This window comes from Roseiflexus sp. (genome assembly GCF_057785375.1).
Genome location: NZ_JBYNRX010000031.1, coordinates 1 through 24,649 on the forward strand (window position 1 = coordinate 1; position 24,649 = coordinate 24,649).

Annotated in this window: 19 protein-coding genes; 12 read left to right on the plus strand and 7 right to left on the minus strand. The window is 63.1% G+C overall.

What is annotated here, in order from left to right; all coding sequences use genetic code 11:
- Positions 1-175: 175 nt before the first annotated feature.
- On the minus strand, positions 176-1,183 hold the full coding sequence (gene trpS / locus AC3EA7_RS05355; protein ID WP_488613002.1) for a tryptophan--tRNA ligase: 1,008 nt from the start codon (positions 1,181-1,183) through the stop codon (positions 176-178).
- Between the two features lie 146 nt (positions 1,184-1,329).
- On the opposite strand from trpS, the gene AC3EA7_RS05360 reads away from it, so the two are divergent.
- Positions 1,330-3,255, plus strand: coding sequence for a glucosidase family protein (locus AC3EA7_RS05360; protein WP_488613003.1), 1,926 nt, complete (start codon positions 1,330-1,332; stop codon positions 3,253-3,255).
- A gap of 7 nt (positions 3,256-3,262) precedes the next feature.
- On the opposite strand, the gene AC3EA7_RS05365 is transcribed toward AC3EA7_RS05360, so the two are convergent.
- Both AC3EA7_RS05365 and AC3EA7_RS05370 read right to left on the minus strand, forming a co-directional pair.
- Positions 3,263-4,033: a sugar phosphate isomerase/epimerase family protein gene (locus AC3EA7_RS05365; protein WP_488613004.1), complete on the minus strand. Its 771-nt coding sequence runs from the start codon at positions 4,031-4,033 to the stop codon at positions 3,263-3,265.
- 332 nt (positions 4,034-4,365) lie between these two features.
- On the minus strand, positions 4,366-5,724 hold the full coding sequence (locus AC3EA7_RS05370; protein WP_488613005.1) for a TrpB-like pyridoxal phosphate-dependent enzyme: 1,359 nt from the start codon (positions 5,722-5,724) through the stop codon (positions 4,366-4,368).
- A 1,294-nt stretch (positions 5,725-7,018) separates the two neighbouring features.
- On the opposite strand from AC3EA7_RS05370, the gene AC3EA7_RS05375 reads away from it, so the two are divergent.
- On the plus strand, positions 7,019-10,213 hold the full coding sequence (locus AC3EA7_RS05375) for an alpha-mannosidase (protein WP_488613006.1): 3,195 nt from the start codon (positions 7,019-7,021) through the stop codon (positions 10,211-10,213).
- Between the two features lie 215 nt (positions 10,214-10,428).
- Positions 10,429-11,304 carry an arginase family protein gene (locus tag AC3EA7_RS05380; RefSeq protein WP_488613007.1) on the plus strand — a complete coding sequence of 292 codons (876 nt, stop codon included), beginning with the start codon at positions 10,429-10,431 and terminating at the stop codon, positions 11,302-11,304.
- Between the two features lie 250 nt (positions 11,305-11,554).
- Here AC3EA7_RS05380 and AC3EA7_RS05385 read toward each other — a convergent pair whose 3' ends face one another.
- Positions 11,555-12,031: a hypothetical protein gene (locus AC3EA7_RS05385; protein ID WP_488613008.1), complete on the minus strand. Its 477-nt coding sequence runs from the start codon at positions 12,029-12,031 to the stop codon at positions 11,555-11,557.
- A gap of 412 nt (positions 12,032-12,443) precedes the next feature.
- Between AC3EA7_RS05385 and AC3EA7_RS05390 the strand changes: the two genes are divergently transcribed.
- From AC3EA7_RS05390 to AC3EA7_RS05430, 9 genes are all read left to right on the plus strand, one after another.
- Complete coding sequence (locus AC3EA7_RS05390; RefSeq protein ID WP_488613009.1) at positions 12,444-13,223, plus strand: DUF4058 family protein; 780 nt, start codon at positions 12,444-12,446, stop codon at positions 13,221-13,223.
- A 15-nt stretch (positions 13,224-13,238) separates the two neighbouring features.
- Positions 13,239-14,138, plus strand: coding sequence for a GNAT family N-acetyltransferase (locus AC3EA7_RS05395; protein WP_488613010.1), 900 nt, complete (start codon positions 13,239-13,241; stop codon positions 14,136-14,138).
- 291 nt (positions 14,139-14,429) lie between these two features.
- Entirely contained in the window at positions 14,430-16,082 is a 1,653-nt protein-coding gene (locus AC3EA7_RS05400; RefSeq protein ID WP_488613011.1) for an IPT/TIG domain-containing protein, read from the plus strand.
- A gap of 280 nt (positions 16,083-16,362) precedes the next feature.
- Complete coding sequence (locus AC3EA7_RS05405; RefSeq protein WP_488613012.1) at positions 16,363-17,808, plus strand: S41 family peptidase; 1,446 nt, start codon at positions 16,363-16,365, stop codon at positions 17,806-17,808.
- Positions 17,809-18,095: 287 nt separating this feature from the next.
- Positions 18,096-18,905 carry an indole-3-glycerol phosphate synthase TrpC gene (gene trpC, locus AC3EA7_RS05410; protein WP_488613013.1) on the plus strand — a complete coding sequence of 270 codons (810 nt, stop codon included), beginning with the start codon at positions 18,096-18,098 and terminating at the stop codon, positions 18,903-18,905.
- Positions 18,902-19,378, plus strand: coding sequence for a DUF4190 domain-containing protein (locus AC3EA7_RS05415; RefSeq protein WP_488613014.1), 477 nt, complete (start codon positions 18,902-18,904; stop codon positions 19,376-19,378). The genes trpC and AC3EA7_RS05415 overlap by 4 nt, the downstream gene beginning before the upstream one ends.
- Positions 19,375-20,811 (plus strand): amidase, encoded by a 1,437-nt coding sequence (locus AC3EA7_RS05420; protein ID WP_488613015.1) that lies wholly within the window; start codon positions 19,375-19,377, stop codon positions 20,809-20,811. Before AC3EA7_RS05415 ends, AC3EA7_RS05420 begins: the two co-directional genes overlap by 4 nt.
- Before the next feature lie 286 nt (positions 20,812-21,097).
- The gene (locus AC3EA7_RS05425; protein WP_488613016.1) at positions 21,098-22,024 is read left to right on the plus strand and encodes a hypothetical protein; all 927 of its coding nucleotides are present in this window, start codon (positions 21,098-21,100) and stop codon (positions 22,022-22,024) included.
- A gap of 144 nt (positions 22,025-22,168) precedes the next feature.
- Positions 22,169-22,378 (plus strand): AbrB/MazE/SpoVT family DNA-binding domain-containing protein, encoded by a 210-nt coding sequence (locus AC3EA7_RS05430; protein ID WP_488613017.1) that lies wholly within the window; start codon positions 22,169-22,171, stop codon positions 22,376-22,378.
- Here the strand turns inward: AC3EA7_RS05430 and AC3EA7_RS05435 are convergent.
- From AC3EA7_RS05435 to AC3EA7_RS05445, 3 genes are all read right to left on the minus strand, one after another.
- Positions 22,329-22,943, minus strand: a complete 615-nt coding sequence (locus tag AC3EA7_RS05435; RefSeq protein WP_488613020.1) for a hypothetical protein — start codon at positions 22,941-22,943, stop codon at positions 22,329-22,331. The genes AC3EA7_RS05430 and AC3EA7_RS05435 overlap by 50 nt on opposite strands.
- A 40-nt stretch (positions 22,944-22,983) precedes the next feature.
- The gene (locus AC3EA7_RS05440) at positions 22,984-23,181 is read right to left on the minus strand and encodes a hypothetical protein (protein WP_488613018.1); all 198 of its coding nucleotides are present in this window, start codon (positions 23,179-23,181) and stop codon (positions 22,984-22,986) included.
- A 200-nt stretch (positions 23,182-23,381) separates the two neighbouring features.
- A complete protein-coding gene (locus AC3EA7_RS05445) occupies positions 23,382-23,864 on the minus strand; it encodes a response regulator (RefSeq protein WP_488613019.1) in 483 nt (160 codons plus the stop codon).
- Between the last annotated feature and the right edge of the window lie 785 nt (positions 23,865-24,649).

Genomic DNA, 24,649 nt, shown 5'->3' on the forward strand with positions numbered 1-24,649 from the left:
CACCGTCTTGCATGCGAACGTGCAACGAGCAACGTGCCAGCGTTCTACCCCCAAGACTATGGGGGTGGGCGTGGCTGTGGGCGCTCACAGGGAGGCGCCCCTACGTTCGCAGGTGCAACGCCACCTCTTGCCTCTTGCCTCTTGCCTCGCGCCTCTTGCCTCACGCCTCACGCCTTCAAATGAATTTCAGCCCCATCGCCTCTTTCATCATATTGAGGGTCTCGTTGGCTTCGGCGCGCGCGCGTTCGGAACCGGCCGCCAGGATTTCTTCGACGATGCGCGGGTTGTGTTCGTACCGTGCCCGTCGTTCGCGGATCGGGTCGAGGAAGGCGTTGATCGCTGCCGCGAGTTTGCGCTTCACCTCGACATCGCCGACCTTCCCCTGGCTGTACCGTTCTTTCAGGTCGTTCACTTCATCGACGTTTGGGTTGAAGGCGTCGTGGTAGATGAATACCGGGTTCCCTTCGACTTTACCGGGAATATCGGCGCGAATGCGGTTGGGATCGGTGTACATGCGGCGCACCTTCTCCTCGACAGTTTTGGCGTCGTCAGTCAGGTAGATGGCGTTGTCCAGGCTCTTCGACATCTTCGCCTGACCGTCGATGCCCACCAGGGTCGGCACATCGCCGATCAGGGTTTCGGGTTCGGGCAGCACCTCGCCGTAGAGGGTATTGAACCGGCGCGCAATCTCGCGTGTCACTTCCAGGTGCGACGCCTGATCCTTGCCGACCGGCACGAGATCGGCGCGCACGCAGAGGATGTCTGCGGCCTGGAGCACCGGGTACCCCAGCAGACCGTAGGACGGCTGTTCGATGTGCAGGTCCTGCATCACTTCTTTCAGCGTCGGCACCCGTTGCAGGCGCGGCACAGTCGTCAGCATGCCGAAGATCAGCGCGATCTCGCTGATCGCCGGAACCATCGACTGGAGAAAGTACGTCGATTTTTCCGGGTCGATCCCGACGCTCAGGTTGTCGAGCACCACGTGCCGGATGTTTTCACCGGTCTGGCGCAGGCGCTCGAGTTCGGTGCGCGTGGTGAGCATATGCAGGTCGGCGACCAGAAAGAAGCATTCGTACTCGTCCTGCAACCGCACCCGGTTCGCCAGTGTGCCAACGTAATGCCCAAGGTGCATGCGCCCGGTCGGACGGTCGCCGGTTAGAATTCGTTTTTTTGGCTGGTTCATGGAAACCTCCATTCAAAGGTGTGGTATAGTTTCAGTAAGAACGCGCCTGTCAGCCCTCACCCCCTGCCCCTCTCCCGCAGTGCGGGAGAGGGGAGCGGCGTGACAGGTTAACCGTATCCTGATACGCCCAGCGGCTTGAGTCATCTATGCCATCGAAACATCTCTCCCGCCGCGCGGCTCTGTCCGCCGCTGCGACGTTCGCCGCGCTCGCGTCGCTCCGTCCTGCGTTTGCCCAGGAAGGCGCCGCGCTGGCTGCCCGCCGTCCTGTCGTTGCGCCGCTCCAGCCGGTCGAGGTGGACGTGCGCATCCCAGGGTACACCGGTCCCGCTGCCGTTGTGTTATTCGACAGTCGCAAACGATTTGCCGGCGTTGCCGAAGGGCGCGTCGAGAGCGGCCTCGGAACCCTGATCGTCGTGCCGCGCGGCGCGACCGGCGCACAGTGGGCGGCGTTGTTCGCCTCGGGCCAGTTTGTTGTCGCCAATCCGGCGCTCTTCTCGCTCGATGCGCGCACCGAAATCTGGACCGGGCAGGAACGCTTCGACCGGTTTGTGCCGAATGCGGCTGCGATCTTCGCCGCTGCCACACTGTCGTACACGTTCAATGGCATTCCCTTTCATGGCTATCGTTCGCCCGACAGCCCGCTGATCTGGTTGCGCGACCATGTGTACGCGCAACGTGGCGCGCGCTACTTCGATGCCAACCTCAAAACTGCCTTCGACGACTTCCGCCGCTACCAGCAGCCCGACGGCAGTCTCCCCGATTTTCTGCCGCGCCCCCCGTGGACCGACCGCGCGCTGCGGGTGCCGGTCGAAGCCGATGTCGAGTACCTGTACGTCCAGGGGGTCTACGAAGCCTGGCAGGCGACCGGCGACGACGCCTGGATGCGCACTCATCTCGAACCGATGCGGCGCGCCGTGACCTATTCGTTGCAGCACCCGCTGCGCTGGGACCCCGAATGGGGGCTGATCAAGCGCCCGTTTACCATCGACACCTGGGATTTCGAGTACGGTCCGACGACGACCGACCCGGACAGCGGGAAGCCTGCGCCGCGCCACTGGATCGACGAGCGGACGATCTGGGGCGTTTTCCATGGCGACAACACCGGCATGGCACAGGCGCTCATGATGCTGGCGCAGATGGAAGAGCGCGTCGGTGATATGAACCTGGCGCGCGTCTGGCGCGATGTCGCCGCCGGTCTGCTGCGCAACCTGAATGCGCTGAGCTGGAACGGACGCTTCTTTCGCCATCACGTGCCCTTTCAACCATTCGACATTCCTGGCGTCGACCGGGAGCGGCAGTTGAGCCTCTCGAATGCCTATGCACTCAACCGCGGAGTGCTTACGGTGCAGCAGGGGCAGGCGATCATCGACGAGTATATCGAACGCTCAAAGACGACGCGCGCATTCGCGGAGTGGTTCAGCATCGATCCACCCTTCCCGCCGGGGAGTTTCGGGCTTGCCGGGCGCAGCGGCGAACTCCCTGGCGCGTATGTCAACGGCGGCATTATGCCGATCACCGGCGGCGAACTGGCGCGCGGCGCATTCCGCTACGGCAACGAAACCTACGGGTTTGCCATTCTCGAACACTACTGGCTGCGCATGCTCAGTCGCGGGCGCACGTTCCTCTGGTACCACCCCGACGGCGCGGAGGGAGTCGGCTCCGACGACACCATCCCAACCGATGCGTGGGGGACGGCGGCGATGTTCGCTGCGCTGATCGAGGGCGCTGCCGGCGTCGAGGATCAGGGCATCGCCATGCGCGATGTGATCGTCAGCCCGCGCTGGGGCGCCGCCGGTCTGACCTCCGCCTACGTCTCGGCGTGCTACCCGGCGAGCAACGGGTATCTGGCGTATGTCTGGCGCCAGAACCCGCGCAGCATCGACCTCGACCTGAGCGGGGTCTTCGACCGGGCGCGGGTGCGGTTGCTACTGCCGCAGGCAACGCCGGGATCGGTCGAAGCGGCGGTCAACGGTGCGCCTGTGCCGCACGTGATCGAAACCCTGCGCGCCAGCCGGTACGTTGTCATCGACGTGGCAGATACGGCAGTTGTTCAGGTGCAGGTGCGCTGGTAGCGGCGCACTAATCGAGCGTCGCCCGCCACGAGCGCACTTTTTGGGCGCTGAGGAGCAGAAAGTCGCGCTCCTGATCGAACACTTCCAGCGTCACGATGCCGTCGTAGCCAGCGCGTTTCAGCAGGCGGATCGTCTGCTGCCAGTCGATCTTCCCCGCGCCGATCGGCATATGGTCGTCGTCCTGCCCGCGGTTGTCGGAAAAGTGGACGTGCCGCAGCCGGTCGCCAAGTTCGCCGAGCAGTTGCTCCAGGTCGATCCCCGCCACGAAGGCGTGCCCCACATCGAGGTGGAACCCCAGGCGCGGGTCGGCGTCGAGGATGGCGCGGATCTGCTTCAGCCCGAACCGGCGCGAGGGCGGATGCTCCACGATGATCTGAATGCCATACGGCTCCGCCAGGTGCGCCAGTTCGGCGAAACTGGCGCCGTTGCGCTGGAGTTCGTCATCATCGCCGTAGAGCGGAATGCCGCGCGTCATATGCACATTGACCATAGGCGCTCCCAGTGCTGCGAAGACCGGGAGCGACGCTGCGACTTCCTCAACTGCGGCGCGCCGCACCCGTTCCACCGGCGAAGCAAAGGGCAGGTACCATGCGGTATGACCGACCACGCGCATGCCGGCGGCATCGAGCAGCGCGCGCAATTCCGCCGGATCGAAACTGTCGATTAGCGCCGCCGGACCCTCAATCGTCAGGTCGAGTGCATCGAAGCCGTTCTCCGCAGCCCAGCGCGCCTCATCGAGGATCGCACGCGCGGGGTGGTTCATATACGCCAGGTGCATTCCTCCACTCCTGTCTGACAGATACGTTCACCACAAAGGCGCGAAGGCACAAAGACACACTATCAAATGCGACTATCCGAATGCCAGGGATCGGGCGCCAGTGGAAGCGCAGCAACCGTTTCTGCATTTCCACCTTGCGCCAAACCCGCCCGGAGAGGTTTCGCCTCTTATAGCCCGCAGCATATGGTGTTCGAGCAATGAATCCGGTATCGCCAGATCTAGCCCGCGAAGGCGGGCTTCGCAACCGTAGCCCGCGACTTCAGTCGCCGGGCGGGTAGGCGGATAGCGGAATATTTTTTCCGGAAACCATCAGCCGCCGGGCGCCGAGGCGCTTACCCCACCGACGGCAACCCGGCAAGCGCCATGGCGACCTCTTCCTCGGAGTACTCGTAGTCGCGCAGTTTCCCTGCCATATAGTCGGTATACGCCTGCATATCGAAATGCCCGTGCCCACAGAGGTTGAACAGGATCGCCTGGCTGACCCCTTCTTCCTTGCAGCGCAACGCCTCGCGGATCGCCCCTGCCAGGGCGTGGTTGGCTTCCGGCGCCGGGATGATCCCCTCGGCGCGGGCGAACTGAATACCGGCGCTGAACGTCTCAAGTTGCTGAATGTTGGTCGCCTCGATCACCCCCAATTCGAGCAGATGGCTGACCAGCGGCGCCATGCCGTGGTAGCGCAGGCCGCCAGCGTGGATCCCCGGCGGCACAAAATCATGCCCGAGGGTATGCATCTTGACGAGCGGCGTCAGTTTCGCGGTATCGCCGAAGTCGTAGGCATACCTGCCGCGCGTCATACTCGGGCAGGCTGCTGGTTCGACCGCCACCACGCGCACATTGCGCTCACCGCGCAGCTTCTTTCCAATGAACGGGAACGAAATGCCGCTGAAGTTGCTGCCGCCGCCGGTGCAACCGACAATGACATCGGGATAATCGTCCGCCATCTCCATTTGCGCCAGCGCCTCTTCGCCGATGACCGTCTGGTGCAGCAGCACATGGTTGAGCACGCTGCCGAGCGAATACTTTGCCTCCGGGTCCTGCGCCGCCACCTCGACCGCCTCGGAGATCGCGATCCCCAGGCTGCCGGTGCTGTCGGGGTGTTCGGCGAGGATCGCGCGCCCAGCGTTCGTCTCCTCGCTGGGGCTGGCGACCACGCGCGCGCCATAGGCTTCCATCAACGCGCGGCGGTACGGCTTCTGCTGATAACTGACCTTGACCATGAAGACCAGCACCTCAAGCCCGAAGAACGCCCCCGCCATCGCCAGCGACGACCCCCACTGCCCCGCACCGGTTTCCGTCACCAGGCGCTTGACCCCCTCCTGCTTGTTGTAGTACGCCTGCGCGACGGCGGTATTCGGCTTATGGCTCCCCGCCGGGCTGACCCCCTCATACTTGTAGTAGATGCGGGCTGGCGTATCGAGCGCCTGTTCGAGGCGTCGCGCGCGGAACAGCGGCGTTGGGCGCCACTGGCGATAGATCGCCTGCACCTCTTCGGGAATCTCGATACAGCGCTCAGTGCTCACCTCCTGCATAATCAGCGCCATCGGAAAAAGCGGCGCCAGGTCCTGCGGACCAATCGGCTGGCCCGTGCCAGGGTGGAGCACCGGCGGCGGCGGTACGGGCAGGTCTGCCTGAATGTTGTACCAGGCGGCGGGCATCTGGTCTTCGGCGAGCAGATACTTGACGGTCTTCATAGAACGTCCCTCCTCAGCAGCGCGTGCAAGGCAGGCGATATCGTGAACGGCGCGCGTCGCGCCTGCGTGAACGGCGCGCGCCCCGAATTAAAAAGCCTCTCGTCCTGTCCAGGGACGAGAGGCTTGATCAGCCCTCGCGGTGCCACCCTAGTTCGCCGCGCTTTGCGGCGCGACGCTCTCAGCGAGTACGGCGTGCAGCGCACGCGATACCCCGCGCCCTGATAACGGCGGCGTCTCCGGCGGCTCCTACTGCGGCAACGCTCTGCGCTACCGGTTCGCTCCGCAACTCCCGGGCCCATTCCGCACCGTCGCCAGCACCGACCTCACACCATCCAGTCGGCTCGCTGCGCCGCGCCCTGGTGCGTACTCTTCCCGTTCATCGTTGTTACTTGTTGGTTATGATAAAGAGTATAACAGGAAGTGCAGCGAGTGTCAAACGAGTTTTTTACCCTCATCAGGATGATTGTTTACCCCCCCACCCCCTTGCCCCCTCTCCCACAGGGGGAGCGGGGGGAGGTAGCGCGGGCTTCAGCCCGCAGCAAGACGGCGTTGCGCCCTGGCGTCTCGGCGTTGATCCGAAAACGCAAAGGCGCGAAGGCGCAGCGGGGGCGGGGCACATCACATCCCGCGCCGTTGCCGACGCTGCATAGCCCCCTCCTCCAGCGGGGGAGGGCAGGGGTGGGGGCGACCAGCGGGGGAGGGCAGGGGTGGGGGCTTTGCCCCCCTCACGCCTCACACCTCACGCCTCACGCCTCACATCTCACGCCTCACGCCTCACACCTCACACCTCACACCTCACACCTCACGCCTCACACCTCACACCTCACGCCTGGCACGCTGTTTCCCCCCTCCCCCAGCGGGGGAGGGCAGGGGTGGGGGCTTTGCCCTCCTCACGCCTCACACCTCACGCCTCACACCTCACACCTCACACCTCACGCCTCACACCTCACACCTCACACCTCACACCTCACACCTCACGCCTCACGCCTCACACCTCACACCTCACGCCTCACACCTCACGCCTCACACCTCACACCTCACACCTCACACCTCACGCCTCACGCCTCACGCCTCACACCTCACGCCTCACACCTCACGCCTCACACCTCACACCTCACACCTCACACCTCACGCCTCACACCTCACGCCTCACACCTCACACCTCACGCCTCACGCCTCACACCTCACACCTCACACCTCACGCCTCACACCTCACGCCTCACGCCTCACACCCCTCGTTCTACAACCCGTGGTATGATAGACCCCGTTCGTTCAAGCCAAAGGAGCCGTCGTCATGCTCTTCTTCATCGTCGAAAAACTGAGAGCGCGTCTCGAAGATATGCGCACCGCCATCATCCGCGACACCCGCCCGATCACCGATGTCTTCACCTGCCCCGCGCCCGGCGCGCCCCCCGATAATGCCATGGAACCCCCGCCCCCGCCCGACGATCCTTCCTGGCGCCCGCTAACGGTTGGCGAACCGTGGGGCGGCGACCCGCAGAACCCCGACAAGCCCGACGAGCCGCTCCCCTGGGGCATGCCGGTTGACGGCGGACACACCCACTGGCTGCGCGCCACGATCCGCATTCCTGAAGAATGGCGCGGCCGCCAGGTGCTGATGCGCATGCGCTGGTCGGGCGAGGCGCACGCCGGGATCGAAGGCATCGCCTACCTGGACGGCACGACGCTCGCGGGGATTGATGAGCCGCACCCGGCGATCCTGCTCCCCGAACACGCGCACGAGAGCGACCACGAACTGCTGATCCGCTGCTACACACCCTACCGCCGCCCCTTCGGCGGGCTGGAACTGCAACTGCGCAGCGAGATCATCGGTCGCCTGACAGCCCTGATGTACGCCATTCTCGAGGCACTTCCCACCTACCGTGACAGCGACCCGGAGAAGCATGCGCTGCTCGACCGGATCAATCGCGCCTACAATCTGCTCGACCTGCACGAGGGATGGCAGAGCGAACGCTTCGAGATCTCGGCAAACGCGGCGCTGACCTTTCTGCGCGAAACGTTGACGGCGAACCTGGAGCCGGGGCAGCGCCCGACCATCCTGGCGACAGGACACGCGCATATGGATGTCGCCTGGCTCTGGCCCCTCTGGCGCACCCACCAGAAAATCGCGCACACGGTGGCGACAGCGCTACACCTGATGGAGCGCTACCCGGAATACCACTTTAGCATGAGCCAGCCGCAGACCTATGCGTTCCTCAGACAGGACGACCCGGAACTCTATGAGCGGTTGCGGCAACGCGTGGCGGAAGGGCGCTTCGAGCCGGTCGGCGCGATGTGGCTCGAACCGGATTGCAACGTTACGAGCGGCGAGTCGCTGGTGCGCCAGGTGGTCCACGGAATCCGCTTCTTCGAGGGGGAGTTCGGTCGTATCGAGCATATCATCTGGCTCCCCGACGTGTTCGGTTACTCGGCGGCGCTGCCACAGATCATGCGGCTGGCAGGCATCTCCTGCTTCATGACCACAAAGATTAGCTGGAACCAGTTCAACCGCATGCCGTGCGATACGTTCCGCTGGCGTGGCATCGACGGCTCCGAGGTGCTGGCGCACTTCGTGACGGCCACCTCTGCGCCGGTGAAACCCAACCCGACCGAAGCTCAGTTCTACACCTACAACGGCAGCATGCTGCCCTCCGAAGTCTTTGGAACGTGGAACCACTACCGCCAGAAAGACATCAACGACGAAGTGCTCTACATCTACGGGCACGGCGACGGCGGCGGCGGTCCCACCGAAGAGATGCTCGAACTGGCGCGCGTGATGGCGGACCTGCCGGGGTTCCCGGTGGTGCAGCCTGGTCGCGTCGAGCAGTATTTCCAGCGGCTGCGGCAGCGCGTCTGGAACAACCCGCGGTTGCCGGTGTGGGTCGGCGAGTTGTACCTGGAGTACCATCGCGGCACCTACACAAGCCAGGCGCGTGTCAAGCAGAACAACCGTCAGGCGGAGTTGCTGCTGCGCGAAGCCGAATGGCTCAATGCCTGGGCAGTCACGCAGGGCGCGGTCAGCCGCCAGGCGGACCTCGACGCCGCCTGGCGCACCGTGCTGCTCAATCAGTTTCACGATATTCTGCCCGGCAGTTCTGTGCCGCTGGTGTATGTCGAGAGTGAACAACAGTTCGCCGAGGTGCGCGAAACAGCCGAGACGGTGCGCCACGCCGCGATTACTGACCTGACCCGCAGCGATGTCAATAGCGCTGTGCCGCACCTGGCGGTGTTCAACAGCCTTGCCTGGGACCGCACCGAGTGCGTTGCCATCCCGCTCGAGGGCCAGCGCCAGCCGCCGGTCGAAGGTCCGGCGCAGGTCATTGAGCAGTTCGATGGAACGCGCGCGCTATTGCTCGAAGCGACCATCCCCGCATTCGGGTACGCCGCACTCCACACCACGCATGATGCATTTCCGCCAGCGCAGTTCATCGCTCGCCGCGACTACCTGGCATCCGACGAACTCCGCATCGAGTTCGACGCCAACGGCGAGATCGGATCGCTTTACGATGCGCGCTACGAGCGCGAGATCATTGCTGAAGGCGCCACTGGCAATCAACTCGTGCTCTACGAAGACCGTCCGATGTTCTGGGACGCCTGGGACATCGATCCGTTCTATCTGGAGAAGCCATACCCCATTCACGACATCAGCGAATGGCGAGTGATCGAGGAAGGACCGCTGCGCGCAACCGTCGAGATTGTGCGGCGCTTCGGCAAGAGTGCGCTCCGTCAGCGGATCAGCCTGTGGCGCAACAATCGCCGGATTGACTTCGAGACCGAAGTGGACTGGCAGGAGCGCCAGAATCTGCTGCGCGTCCTCTTCCCCTTGCGGCTCAACGCTGCCCGCGCGACCTGCGAGATCCAGTTCGGCGCGGTGGAACGTCCAACGCACCGCAACACCAGTTGGGATTGGGCGCGCTTCGAAGTCTGCGCCCACCGCTGGATCGACCTGAGCGAGGGCGGGTATGGCGTAGCGCTGCTGAACAACGGCAAGTACGGGCACAGCCTGCTGCACAACACCCTCGGCATCTCACTGCTCAAATCGGCGGTCATCCCTGACCCGCAGGCGGACCGCGGGCTGCACCGGTTCACCTACAGTCTGCTGCCGCACGCCGGCGACTGGCGCGAAGCGCAGGTCACCCGGCGCGCCTATGAACTGAATGCCCCGCTGCGCCCGGTGACCGTCACCGGCGAGATCCCGGCGGAAGGACGGTCCTTCCTGCGGGTGGAGAGCGACCACGTGATCGTCGAGACGATCAAGACAGCAGACGACGGCGACGGTCTGATTGTGCGCATGTACGAAGCGCACAACCAGCGCGGTCAGGTGCGCCTCAATTTCGGGCGACCGGTCGAATCGGCGGTGGAAGTCGATCTCCTGGAGCGCGAGACCGGCCCGGTGACCGTGGACGGGCACACGGTGCGATGCAACGTGCGCCCATTCGAAATCAAAACCATTCGCGTGCGGTTGGAACCGGCGGTGCCGTCGTCATAGGGTCGGGTCGGCGTCAGGTCGGGTCGGCATCGGGTCGGGTCGGCGTAGGGGCAGGTCTGAGACCTGCCCCTACTACGCCCTGCCCCTACGCCCCGACGACCCCGACGACGACACCGCCAACGTTGACCATGGCCCCGCCCCATTCCGCATACCCAACGATCAACCCGCCGGTGCGTCACCCGGCGGCGGTAACGTTCATCATCGAGAGAGGCGATATGAAAACCTATCCATTAACCGCCCTCCAGGTCATCGGCATTCGATATCGCGGCAGCGCGCCGGCGGAGGGAGACGAGCGTGCGATCGACGCCTATGCCGCCTCTGGGGTCTATTCCGCTGCCGGTGTGCCGGTGACCCTCAGCGAACCGCAGATGCCAGAGGCGCAGCGCAGCGACGACGAGCCATCGAACCTGGGCTGGATCTGCCGCGCCATCGCTGACGACGTCGTCTCCGCCCGCTCGATCAGGCGCACGCCGCTGATCGTCGGCGGCGACTGCACCCACGCCGTCGGCGTCGTCGCCGGGCTGCAACGCTCCTGCGGTCCACACGCGCGCATCGGGCTGGTCTGGTTCGACGCCCACGGCGACTACAACACGCCACGCACGACCCTCTCAGGAATGCTGGGCGGAATGCCAGTGGCGGTATGCGCCGGGTTGGCGCTGCCACAGTGGCGCGACCTGGCGGGTATGAGCGCGCCCCTGCCGACTGACCGCATCCTGCTGGTCGATGGACGCAACCTCGACCCGCCAGAAGAGCAGTTGATCCGCGCTACCGAAACCGCTATCGCCCATGTCAACGACTTTGCAGGACCGCTGGCGGCGCTCGCGGCAACCTGCGACGTGCTCTACCTGCACGTCGACTCCGACATCCTCGACGCCGCGCTCGTGCCGAACCACGCCACCCGCGAGCCAAACGGACCTGGGCTGGCTGAGGTGAGCGCTGCCATCGAGGCAGTCATAGCGACCGGCAAGGTCGGCGCGTTTGCGGTGGTTTCGGTGTATGGCGCCGGTCCCGGCAGCGCCATCAGCGTCGCATCGGGAACGGCGCTCATTCGCGCCGGGCTGCAAGCATGGGCGCGACACGGGGCGGTGTAGACCTCACTGCTCACCGGCGTACACAACATCGTTCAAGTCGTGTGAGAGCTGCCGAAGTTCTACCTTCTGCGCCAGATGGGTCCAGTCATGAATTGTCAGGCGGCAAGAAAGGGCGTCCCTGCTGCGATACGCCTCAGCTGGCGACTGAAGTCGCGCCGGGCAGGCGTTCCGCCGGGCGTCCACCTGCGTGGACGCCGCCATTCCCGTCCGCGTAGGCGGACGGTCGGCCGCAGGCTCATCAGGGGCGATTTCAATCGCTGGCAGCCGCAGCGTCGTTTCCTGACAAATCATGCCCGCACCCGCGCCAGATGCCAGCGATATCGTGCGGCACATAGTCGAGAGGATCGTCTTCGTCACTGTTCCATCTCTCTGGAACATACTCGTGCAACGGGAGGTCATAAAAACCATTGACATAGGTCTGTGCATCGAAATCGACCACGATGCTGAGCGGCCAGTTGGCGGGACCCTCCAGAGCGACGAGCCTTTCCACATCTGAGAGCGACAACTCATACGGCGCCATTGCCGCACAGAATCGCGCTGCATCCTGAGGATAGACCACGAGTAATCCGCCCCGAAAGATGAAATCGCTCCTGGAAGGGTCGAAACCAGGATCATAGCGCACATAGTCAAGGATCCACTCCGCTGTCGCGCCTCCAAAGAAACGCCAGCGGTTCTCGTATCTGACTGCGCCAATGAGATCGTCAGGGTCGAGTTCTTCGGGTTTCATTGATCGATCCTTTCGATACTGATAACCGTCAGCAGCGCCAGGATGGCGGCAACCAGACCTCTCAAAAACAGGACGTACGCGGTGGCGCGTTTTCTGGCTTCGCCAGAGCCTGCGGCAGCGTGGTACTCCCATCAAGGTGGTGTGGTGCGGCGGCGAAGACGCCGCACCACACCACAAAAGAAGACAAATACCGCTCTGCCGAAGGCAAAAAGAGCCGTCCCGCGGCTCGTCGGTGAGGCGACCACGTCACTCCTGTCATAGAGCGATCAACCTGAACGTGGACGATCGCCCACACCTGTGGAGCGGCTGGCGTTGGCTGAGCCTGTCGAAGCCAACGCCAATGACAAGACGGTCAATGCGTACTGCACCCCGCGCGCCCCTACCTGTGATACAATACTTTGTGGAGGCGCGTATGCAATCACCATTTCCGGGCATGGACCCGTATCTGGAGTCAACGGCGACCTGGCCCGACGTGCACGCCGGGCTGATTGCCGCCATGCGCCGGCAACTCCAGCCCCGTCTCAGCCCGCGGTATGTGGCGGTCATTGTACCCTACACAGCGTTCGAGACCATCGATGTCAACCTTTCCCGGTTTCTCGTTCCCGATAGTGCTATCGTTGAGCGTGATCAACAGAGGAGCGTGACCGCTGCGACTGTGGCACCGGCGCCTGTGATTGGAGCGCTGGAAGTTGAGGTTGAAACACGCTACAGTCGCCTTGAAGTGCGCACCGTCGGCGACGAAACGGTTGTGATGGCGATTGAATTGCTCTCGCCAGCGAACAAACGCTCAGGCGCCGATGCTGCCGACGCCTACGAACGCAAGCGTCGAGAGATCATCCGCAGCCCGATCCATTTGCTCGAAATCGATCTGCTGCGCGGCGGACGACGACTCTCGCTGGCGACACCCTGGCCCCCGGCGCCGTATGTCGTCATGCTCAGTCGCGCCGATCAGCGTCCGCGGGTTGAAATCTGGCCCGTTCAACTGCAAGACCCATTGCCCGTTGTGCCGGTGCCGCTCCGCGCACCCGATCCCGATGTTCCGCTCGACCTGAGTGCAGCGTTGAATGACGCATATGCGGAGGGCCGGTACGATCTACGCATCGACTACCGCAATCCGCCCCCGCCGCCGCCGCTTACGCCAGCCGACGAAGCCTGGCTTACCGAATGCCTTGCTGCCGCTGGTTTGCGGTAAGTATGGTTGTGTCCTATGGCAGTCACATCACGTCTCTACGCTGGCGAAGAAGATTACGCCCGAATGCGCCAGTTGCTGGCGGAAATCGAGGCGCTCGAAGGTCCGCTTGTCTACTGCCACGTCGGCGATCTGGACTGGTGGCGTTTCACCGATGAGGACACCCACGCCCTGGCAACGCGCATTCGGCTTTGGTTCGACCATCACAGCGCGCTGGTCGGGTTTACCTGGCCCAGCGAGCATCAGGTCGATCTGCTGGTCCACCCGGCGTACCGCGCCATCGAACCGGCGATGCTCGATTGGGTCGAGCACCTGAGCCGCCTCGACGTTGATGATCCGAATCCGCATGTGTCAGTCTGGAGTTATGAACAGGATGTGGAACGCAACGAACTGCTGGCGCAGCGCGGGTATGTGCGCACCGAACACTTCCTGTCGCTGAGTGTGCGCGACCTGCACGAGCATGTGCCGGAGCCGGATGCGTCCCCCGGCTACATGATCCGCCACGTGCAGGGTGAAGAGGACGTGTATGCGCGGGTCGAAGCGCACCGCGACGCCTTTGCGTCGTCGCGGATGAACGTTGCCAAGTACCGCGCTGCAATCCACGCTTCCTCGTATCGCCCCGATCTCGATCTGATTGCGATTGCAGACGACGGAACCGTTGCGGCGTTCTGCACGCTGTGGCTCGATCCGATCAACCGCGCTGGCGAGATCGAACCGCTCGGATGCCGCACCGCCCATCGGCGCCGCGGTCTGGCGCGCGCACTTGTGCTCGAAGGTCTGCGCCGCCTGCAAGGGTACGATGCGCATCGGGCAACGGTGTTCTACGGTAGTGAGCCGGAAGATCAACCGGCGCGCCAGTTCTACGCCAGCCTGGGGTTCGTCGAGCGTGGGCGGATATATGCGTGGCGGAGGGGTTAGGGGTTAGGAATTGATACGTTCAACGTTCAACGTGGAACCTTCAACCTGCAACCTTCGCACCTTCAACATTCACCCCCCGCATTTCTACGACCCGCACCCGTTATTGCGCTTCGCGATTGCAATCCGTTCATCCGCTGTTCATTCAGCAGCGCTACGATCACGTCAAGCGCAGGGCAGGGGCATGTGTTGAACGGGTTGCTCATTCGGGAGCATCTGCGCACAATCTTTCGCTTACACGCCTATCCTGCCGTTTCACAGGCGCACGCTGATCATCCAGCAGGAGGGACAGCAATGAGGCTCATTTCTTTCAATCTCTTCATCCGCATGCTGACAATCGTCAGTCTGGTCGTGGGGCTGATCGGCGGCGCCGGTTTCATTCCGCGCCCGGCGCGCGCCAATGTGCAGCCATCGTGCTCTGCCGCACCGCTCTTTACCAATGGCACGTTCATCACGGGAACCGGCAACGGAGCGGGAGACGCTGATACCAGCGCCCTCGCCAGCCCCGACACCGGCTTCGGGTATCTTGTCGATCCAACACGCACACAATCAGTTCCAGTTGGTCCCACCCGCGCGCGCCTAGCAGACGATTTCACCGTGACCGGCACTGGATGGCGACCTTCTGCGATAACGCTCTACGCTTATCAGATCGGCAGCAGCACCACCTCTCCTATCACAGGAGTGGTGGACCTGCGCCTGTGGAGTGGTATTCCCGGCGACGGCGGCATAGTGATCGCCGGTCCAGTCAATGGCGCCATCACCAACAATGCGTGGACGAATGTCTACCGTGTGCCTGCCAATGACCTGACGCAAACGTCACGCCCGATCATGGCGGTTACGATCAACTGGCCCTTTACCGTCACCACGCTGCTGACCGGAACCTACTGGCTGGAGTGGGGTATGGCAGGCGATGAATCTCGCAGCGGTCCGTGGGTTCCGCCAACCAATGCCGCTGCTGGCGATAATGCGCGCCAGCTCGATCTGAGCAGCGGCGAGCCGGGAACGTGGGCGCCGCGCGGTGATTACTCGAGTGGTCGCATCGTTGGGTTGCCGTTCGTCATCTGTGGCACGGAGATTCCCACGCCGCAAATCACGAGCCTGAGTCCGAACTCAGCAACTGCTGGCGGCAGCGCGTTCACACTGACGGTCAACGGCAGCGGATTCATTAACGGCGCCGGATCGGATCGCTCGATTGTGCACTGGAACGGCAGCCCGCGCGCAACGACATATATCTCCAGCACGCAACTGACCGCCGCTATCCCCGCCGGCGACATCGCCACGGCGGGCACGGCGAATGTGACGGTCGTCAACCCGGGAAATCTCACGTCCAACACCGCGACATTCACCATCAACAACCCGACGCCGACGATCACGGCGATCAGTCCGTCGTCGGCCACGGCAGGCGGTTCCGGCTTCACCCTCGCCATCACCGGCACGGGATTCGTGACGAACTCGGTGGTGCACTGGAATGGCAGCCCGCGCGCAACGACGTTCGTCTCCAGCACCCAACTGACCGCCGCCATCCCTGCTGGCGACATCGCCACGGCAGGCACAGCGAATGTGACGGTCGTCAACCCTGGTCCCGGCGGCGGCACATCCGGCGCTGTGCAGTTCACCATCAACAACCCGACGCCGACGATCAGCAGCGTCTCACCGGATGTGATACCGGTGGGGGACAGCGATGTTGTGCTGACGGTCACCGGCAGCAATTTCGTTACGACTTCGGTCGTGCGCTGGAATGGAACACCGCTCACAACGACGTTCGTCAGTGCGACGCAACTCCAGGCGACTCTCCCGGCAGCGCAACGCAGCGCCGAAGCCAATGGCAGCGTTACGGTCTTCAACCCGGCGCCCGGCGGCGGCGAGTCGAACGCGATCACAGTACCGGTACGATCTGTCGGTGGACCGACGTCGTTCCAGGTAATGTTACCGATTGTCGTCCGGTGATGTGTTCCATACAGGCGCGGCGGCGCTGCATTCCAATCCCCCCAACGCTTTGCGCCCCGGCGTCTTGGCGTTGATCTGAAAACGCGAAGGCGCAAAGGAAGGCGTACCCGCAAACCCGCCGTGGCGCGCAGCCCCGCAGGGGCTTGGACGTTCTCATCAAGGGCTTCAGCCCGCAGCGCAGGATGATGTCTGGCCATTCCTGCCCAGACCCGCTGGCGTACAATGTCGCCTGTTGAGCAAGGACGCAGAGTAGCATTTTCTCGTGTACAATGGAACCATGATGACTCGTAGCCTTCACTTCATCACTGTGCTGCTCGTTGTTGTGCTGGCGGGCTGTGGCAACCTGCCCGTGACGTTCCGACCGCCGCCCGTCGCAACGCCCGTACCGCCGCCAACGTCCACACCGCTGCCGACCCTCACGCCAACCGACACGCCACGCCCAACGCCAACTGCAACACCAACGCCAACCCCTGCACCCACTGCGACGCCAACGGTCACGCCATATCCGATTCTGCCAACTCCCACACTCGCACCGCTGACTGCTGGCGAACGACAGTCTGTCTTCGAGGATGTCTGGACGCTGGTGCGCGACCGGTATGTGTATGAGGACTACGGCGGCGTCGATTGGGAGGCGGTGCGCAAGGAGTTCGAGCCGCGCATTGCCCGCGCCGCTTCGGAAGCGGAGTTCTACGCGCTGATCGAAGAGATGGTCGGGCGGCTTGGCGATGATCATACGCGCTTCGACACGCCCCAGGAAGTGGCGGAAGAGGCGGCGCGCTTCGATGGCGGAGTGGCGTATGCCGGCATCGGCGCCATGATCCGCGAACTGGAGGAAGGCATTCTGATAACCCGCCTCGCTCCCGGCAGTCCGGCGGAGCAGGCAGGGCTTCAGCCGCGCGACCTGATCATTGCGGTCAATGGTGTGCCGGTAAGCGACACCGTCACCTTCGGTCCTGGCGGGCCGATCAGCGTTGTGCGCGGGCAACCCGGAACGCCAGTGCAACTCCGGGTTATCGACAGCACCGGCGCAACACGCGATGTGACGGTCATTCGCCAGGTCATCCCTCCCGACGCTTTTCCGACCGTCGAGGCGCGCTGTGTGCCGGGAACCGATGTCGGCGTGGTCCTGATCGACACCTTCAATGTCTCTGCTCTCGACGAGCGCGTCTCAGATGCGATCAGATCGCTCTATCAATCCGGTCCGCTCGATGGGCTTATTCTGGATGTGCGCACCAACGGCGGCGGACGCCTCGATATGCTGCGGCGCACGCTTGGATTATTTCTCGATGGGGGAACCATTGGCAGCAGCAGCGGACGCGACCGTTCGTTCAGCATCGATGTACCCTCCGGCAGGACATTGCCCCTGATCGAGCAGACTCCAATCATTGTGCTGACCAGCGATGAAACTGCCAGCGCCGCCGAGATGTTTGCCGCCGGCATGCAGTTCCACGGACGGGCGCAGGTCATTGGCACACCGAGCGCCGGTAACACCGAAAATCTGATCGGGTACGATCTCGATGACGGATCGCGCTTCTGGCTGGCGGAACTGATCTTCCGTTTGCCCGACGGTTCGATCCTCGAAGGGCAGGGCGTCCAACCGGATCGTGTCGTCGAGGTCGATTGGTGGCGCTACACATTCGAGAATGACCCGCAGATCCTGGCGGCGATCGAAGAACTGCGGCTCGCCAACCGATCACGTTACGCAGCGGAGACGACTGGACAGTGAATGCGACGAAGGCAAGAGGCAAGAGGCAAGAGGCAAGAGGCAAGAGGCAAGAGGCAAGAGGCAAGAGGCAAGAGGCGAGAGGCGAGAGGCGAGAGGCGAGAGACGGGAAGGTTGCAGGTGGGAAGGTTGAAGGTTGAAGGTGTTTCACGTTGCATGTTGAACATGGAAAGATTTCCTGATCTCTAACCCCTACCTTTCGGTTCTCGGTTCTCAGTTCTCGGTTCTCAGTTCTCGGTTCTCAGTTCTCGGTTCTCAGTTCTCGGTTCTCAGTTCTCGGTTCTCACGCCATGGACACAGTTCTCCACCGCATTCTCGCGCACAAGCGCACCGAAGTCGAACGACAGCGCATCAAAATACCCTACGAGCAGATGCGCGCCCGCGCTGAAGCCGCGCCGCCGCCGCGCGACTTTGGCGCTGCGCTGCGCGCCCATTGCCCTATCGCCCTGATCGCCGAGGTCAAGAAGGCGTCGCCATCGAAAGGAGTGCTGATCGAAAACTTCGATCCGCTGGCGCTGGCGCGGACCTATGCCAGCAACGGCGCTGCTGCTATTTCGGTGTTGACCGACATCCGCTTCTTTCAGGGTCACTTGAAGTATCTGGAAGGGATACGCGCCCTGTTCGACCGGGGTGCAGCGCCACCCGCACCGCTGCTGCGCAAAGACTTCCTCATCGACCCTTACCAGATTGTGGAGGCGCGCGCCTACGGCGCCGACGCAGTGCTGCTGATCGTCGCCGCACTCGACGATGAAACGCTGGCGGCGTTGCTGGCGCTGACCGGCGACCTTGGCATGCAGGCGCTCGTCGAAGTTCACAACGAAGACGAACTCCGGCGCGCGCTGGCGTCTGGCGCAACCATCATCGGCGTTAACAATCGTGACCTGCACAGTTTTACGACGACGCTGGAAACGACCCGCCGCCTTGCAACGCTTCTGCCGGCGGAAAACCGTCCGCTGCTGGTCAGTGAAAGCGGAATCTTCACCGCCGAACACGTCGAACTGGTGCGTTCCTGGGGCGCCGATGCCGTGCTCGTCGGCGAGGCGCTGGTTACTGCCCCCGATATTGCCGCCAAAGTGCGCGAATTGGGGGGACGAACATGAAATGTCCGAGCTGCGGTGGTCTGATCGAGGAATCGGACGTCCAGTTCTGCCCGTTCTGCGGTATGCAGATCCGCGCTTCGAGCGCAGGTAAGCCGACACAACGCATCAATACGGTTATCGACCCACCAACCCCCACACCATCGTTCGATACCATGTCTCCCACGGGGATGGCATCGTATACGCCAGGCGGTTACGAAACATCCGCACTGCCGATCAGCACAGCAGCCACCATCAGTCTGGTGTTCGGCATTCTTGGCTGGTTTATGGCGCCGGTCATCTGTTCGATCATTGCCATTGTAGCAGGACACCGCGCGCGCCGTGAGATTGCCGCGTCGAACGGGCGGCTCGGCAGGATCGGACGCGCAAAAGCCGGGATCATTATGGGGTATATTCAACTGGCGTTGATCGCATTCTTGTGTATTCTCTTACTCGTCATCTTCCTGCTGGCGGGGATGGCTGGCACACGATCATGATGACTGACCTGTATGATCTCCACTTTCTGAGCGCCGTTGAACTTGCATGGCGTATCCGTAGCCGTGAGGTGTCGTGCGTCGAGGTGATGGAAGCGCATCTGCGCCAGATCGAACGCACAAATCCGCATGTCAACGCGATCGTCACGCTGCTGCCGGAGCAGGCGCTCGAACGGGCGCGCGCCGCCGATGCCGCATTGCATCACCGCGATGATGTCGGTCCGCTCCACGGGCTGCCGGTGGCGCATAAGGACCTGGTGCAGACGAAAGGGGTGCGCACCACGTTCGGCTCGCCGATCTATGCCGATTTCGTTCCCGCCATCGATGACCTGATCGTAATCCGCCTGCGCAAGGCAGGCGCGATCATGATCGGCAAAACCAACACCCCCGAGTTCGGCGCCGGCTCCCAGACGTTCAACCCGGTCTTTGGCGCCACCCGCAACCCCTACAACCTCTCGAAGACCTGCGGCGGCAGCAGCGGCGGCGCAGCCGTTGCCCTGGCGTGCGGTATGCTCCCGATTGCCGACGGCAGCGACACTGGCGGTTCACTGCGCAACCCGGCCAGTTTCTGCAACGTGGTCGGCTTCCGTCCATCGCCGGGGCGCGTGCCGTCCTGCTCAGACCGCGCCGCCTGGCAAACTCTCAGCGTGCTCGGTCCAATGGCGCGTACTGTCGCGGATGCTGCGCTTATGCTCAGCGCGATTGCCGGACCGCACCCCTGCTCGCCGATTGCGCTCCAGAAACCGGGGGCGCACTTCCGGCAGCCGCTCGAACGCGACTTCCGCGGCGTGCGGGTGGCGTGGAGCCGCACCGCCGGCGGGTTGCCTGTCGATCCACAGGTAACCGCCGTGCTCGAAGAGGCGCGTCCGGCGCTCGAAGCGATTGGTTGTATCGTCGAAGATGTCGAACCGGATTTCAGCGGCGCCGACGAAGCGTTCAGGATATGGCGCGCCTGGGGATATGAACAAAAATTCGGCGAACTTGCCGACACTCATGGTCACCTGATCAAAGAGACCATTCTTTGGGAGATTGAACGAGGACGCGCCCTGACAGGACCGCAGATCGGGCATGCCGAACGGCTGCGCACGGCGCTCTACCACCGGATGCGCCAATTCATGAAGACGTATGAGTTCCTGGCGCTGCCGGTCGTCCAGGTTCCGCCCTTCCCCATCGAGCAGCCGTATGTGACGGAGATCAACGGTGTTGCGATGGAAACGTACATCGACTGGATGCGGTCGTGTTATTACGTCTCGATCACCAGCCTGCCGGCCATTGCTGTTCCCGCCGGGTTCACGAACGACGGATTGCCGGTTGGATTGCAACTGGTCGGGCGCTACCGCAATGACTTCGGCGTGTTGCAACTGGCGCACGCTTTCGAGCAGGCGACCGGATACGGGCGGCGGCGCCCGCCGGTTGCTGGAATGGGACACGGATGAGCACGGATTGCGACGGATTGACGCGGATGATGGACCTTGAATAATTATTTATCCGCCTCCCCGCCCGGCGGCTGATGGACTTTGAATAATGATTCCGCTATCCGCCTTGTAGCCCGGCGACTGATGGAGTTTGATTAAATATTCCGCTATCCGCCTTGTAGCCCGGCGACTGAAGTCGCGGGCTACGGGAAGCGAAGCCCGCCTGCGCGGGCTGGACGTGGCGATACCGGATTATTTTCCCAAGAATCACAAGCCGTGTTGATCCGTTGTATCCGTGGGTATCTGTGTGCTATCCGAACCGCAGCACTCATCACCTGTCACTCATCACTCATCCTGGCGTCGTCATTTCGCAATCTTTTGGGATGCGTTTCTGACGGTCGCCATTGGCGCAGGGTTGTTCGACGCGGCGCAGCGCGGCGGTCTCTGGAACGCGCGCGGTCTCTGGATGCTTCTGCTGGCGCTGGCATTCCTGATCGCGCACCGCTGGCTCTGGGCGCCGGTGCGTCACGCGCGCGGCGAGTGGCCTCCGTCCTACCGCGACCTCTTGATTGTCCTGGCTGTTGAGTATGTTCTGGTGCTGGCGCTGGCGCCGGCGAGCGGGTGGTTCGCCCTGCTGCTGCTGGCAATGCTGGGTCAGGTTGCAGCCGCAGCGCCGATCCGGCGCTGGTGGTTGCCGTTTCCGATCTTGCTCCTGACGCTGGCAGGACCGATTGGGCTGTACGATGCCGTGGCAACACAGCGCTGGGGAAGTGCAGCGGGTCTTACGGCTGTCATTGCCTGGCTGCCGCTGCTGTTTCTGTACATCCGGCTCTTCTTCGACGAGCGGGAGGAACGCGCCCTCCTGGAGCGCGACCTGCACGCCGCTCACTCCGAGATTGAACGGGTGACGCCGCTGCTGCGGCGCCTGGACACACTGCAGAGCCGTGAACAGGCACTGGCGGACATGCGCGACGGGATGCACCATACCCTGGCATATATCAATCTGCAACTCGATACGGTGCACCAGCAGTTGAGCAGCGACCCGGCGGCTGCCGAAGCAACGCTGGCAGCCCTGCACGACCTGGTGCAGCAACAGTTGAAAGAGATTGCGCCAGGCAACCATGAGTGCGCGGAGAACGCATCTCCCGTACCGGATGGGTCAACCGCGCTGCCGTATGAAACCGCCGCCGAAACCGATGAGCCACCCGAACTGGCGGCGGGTACGCCGGCGTAGAGGCGTTAGAACAGGACACAGACGCCTGTGGCGAGGCGAAGAGTGAAGGTTGTGGTGAGAAGACGGGCGGATCGTGCTTCATATGAAACCGCAGCAGGGTAGAATAGTCTTACATTTCTTTGTTCGATCAGCAGGACGAGGATTATGGATACGGCAACGATTTCCTCAACGTATCAGGTGGTCATCCCGCGCGCCATCCGCGAGAAATGGAACGTCAAACCAGGACAGAAGGTGCGCTTCATCGTGTACGGCAACCGTCTGGAAATCGTGCCTGTACGGGACCTCAAGACCGCGCGCAGATTCCTCAGAGGCATGAGCAGTGACACTGAGCGCGAAGAGGAAGATCGAGGATGAACGTGGTTGATTCTTCCGGTTGGCTGGAATATTTTACTGATGGCAGGAATGCGAACTTCTTTGCGCCTGTCATCGAAAAACCCATCAGCCTGTTCGAGGTCTTCAAGCGCATCCTGCTAGAAAGAAACAAGGACGACGCCCTGGAAGCGGTTGCCTTGATGAAAGAAAGGACGACAACGTAACTTCGCCCCCCGGCGATGACCGTCACCTGCGCCACGCCCAGCGCCCAGCGGACGCCACCCCCGGCGATGACCGTCACCTGCGCCCACCATCGCGCGCAGCGGACGCCACCCCCGGCGATGACCGTCACCTGCGCCACGCCCCGCGCGCAGCGGACGCCACCCCCGGCGATGACCGTCACCTGCGCCACGCCCCGCGCGCAGCGGACGCCACCCCCGGCAATGACCGTCACCTGCGCCACCCCCAGCGCCCAGCGGACGCCACCCCCGGCGATGACCGTCACCTGCGCCACGCCCCGCGCGCAGCGGACGCCACCCCCGGCAATGACCGTCACCTGCGCCCACCATCGCGCCCAGCGGACGCTACCCCCGGCGATGACCGTCACCTGCGCCGCCCCCTACGCCCAGCGTACGCCGACTGCGGGCTTAGCCGCTCCCGCCACATCCGCCCGCCACCGCTTGGTGACGGTCATCTCCGCCCCCCCCCCGCGCCCAGCGGACGCCACCCCCGGCGATGACCGTCACCTGCGCCACGCCCCGCGCCCAGTGGACGCTACCCCCGGCGATGACCGTCACCTGCGCCACGCCCCGCGCCCAGTGGACGCCGACTGCGGGCGCGGGCACGGTCATCTCCGTCCACAGGTCGCTGAGGAATATGGGATTACTGTAGAGGATGTGTATCACCGTACCGCGAGGTTCTGCGAGCTGTGCAGACAGTTGGGCAAAATCGTGCGGGTCATCTTGCGATCATTGAGATCGGTAAGGTGCGTCTGCGTAAATGAGCACGTAATCCGAGCGCTGCGATGAGTACCGTGTTCCCTGTTCTACACCATCGACACGCCAGCCGCCACTTGCGCCATCAACGGCGGCCGCTGCATCAACGAAGCGTACCGCTGCACGGTTGAACGAGGAACGTCGATGCGTGGCGCGCAAGCCGGGACCCGGATGTCCAGATACGCACTCAACGTGTCACGCAACGCTGCTCGATCCAGCGGGAGCGAAAGGTAGCCATCGGCGCCGAGCGCAGCAGCGAGGAGTTCGAGATCGGGGCGGGACGAGAGGAGGATCACCGGAATATGGCGCGTTGCCTGATCGGAGCGCAGGAAGAAGTAGATATGCGGGTTGTCGAGCGCATTGGTCAGTTCAAACAGCACCACATCCGGCGCCGCCTGCCGTACTGCCCGACGGAGCGCATCGTTGAGCCTTGCACCAGGGAGAGGGGTCAGAAGATGACCACAAGCGGTCACTTCCTCGCGCGCCAGACGCACCAGCGAGACCGTATCCGACAGGCAGACAATGCGGGACATAGGCGTTCTCCTCGCAGATCCTTTCCTGGTTAATAACAATGCAGAAATGCGCAGAAAAGATACGGCGTTTGCGAAGGAAATGCGCCAACCCTGCTATCCGACGTCGTATTGAGTAAAAAGAATGAAATCGGGTGAGGGGTTAGGAAGTCAGGAATTAGGAGTTAGAGCCACGCTCGTGCATGCACCTGCTCACCTGCCTGCCTGCTCGCCTGTCCGCCTGCCTACCCACGTGCAACACGCAACGTTCAACGTGCAACAGTTCCGCCTGCCCGCCTGCCTACCCACGTGCAACACGCAACGTTCAACGTGCCACCTTCTCACCCGCCACCTGCAACCTTCCCGCCTCTCGCCTCTCACCTCTCACCTCTCGCCTCCTGCCTCGTCCGCTGGATGATCCACGAAGGACGCGAAGCGGCACGAAGGACTGTTTCCCAGGATTGTTTGATGTTCATGCGTTCAATCTTCGCACCTTCAACCTTATAACCTTCATACCTGTGGAATTCACCACAGAGCCACAGAGAGCACAGAGAGAAACGCCTTCGACCTGCGCCCGTCTTGCATGCGAACGTGCAACGGGCAACGTACCAGCGTTCTACCCCCAAGATGGGAGTGGGCGTCGCTGTGGGCGCTCACAGGGAGGCGCTCCTACGTTGTCTTACCACACTCGATGCATTTCCGAGAGCATAGCACCGCCAGCCCTACGTGCAACCTTGCCGCGTTCAACGTTCAACGTTCGCAGGTAACACCCCTCGCCTCTTGCCTCTCACCCCTCGCCTCTTGCCTCT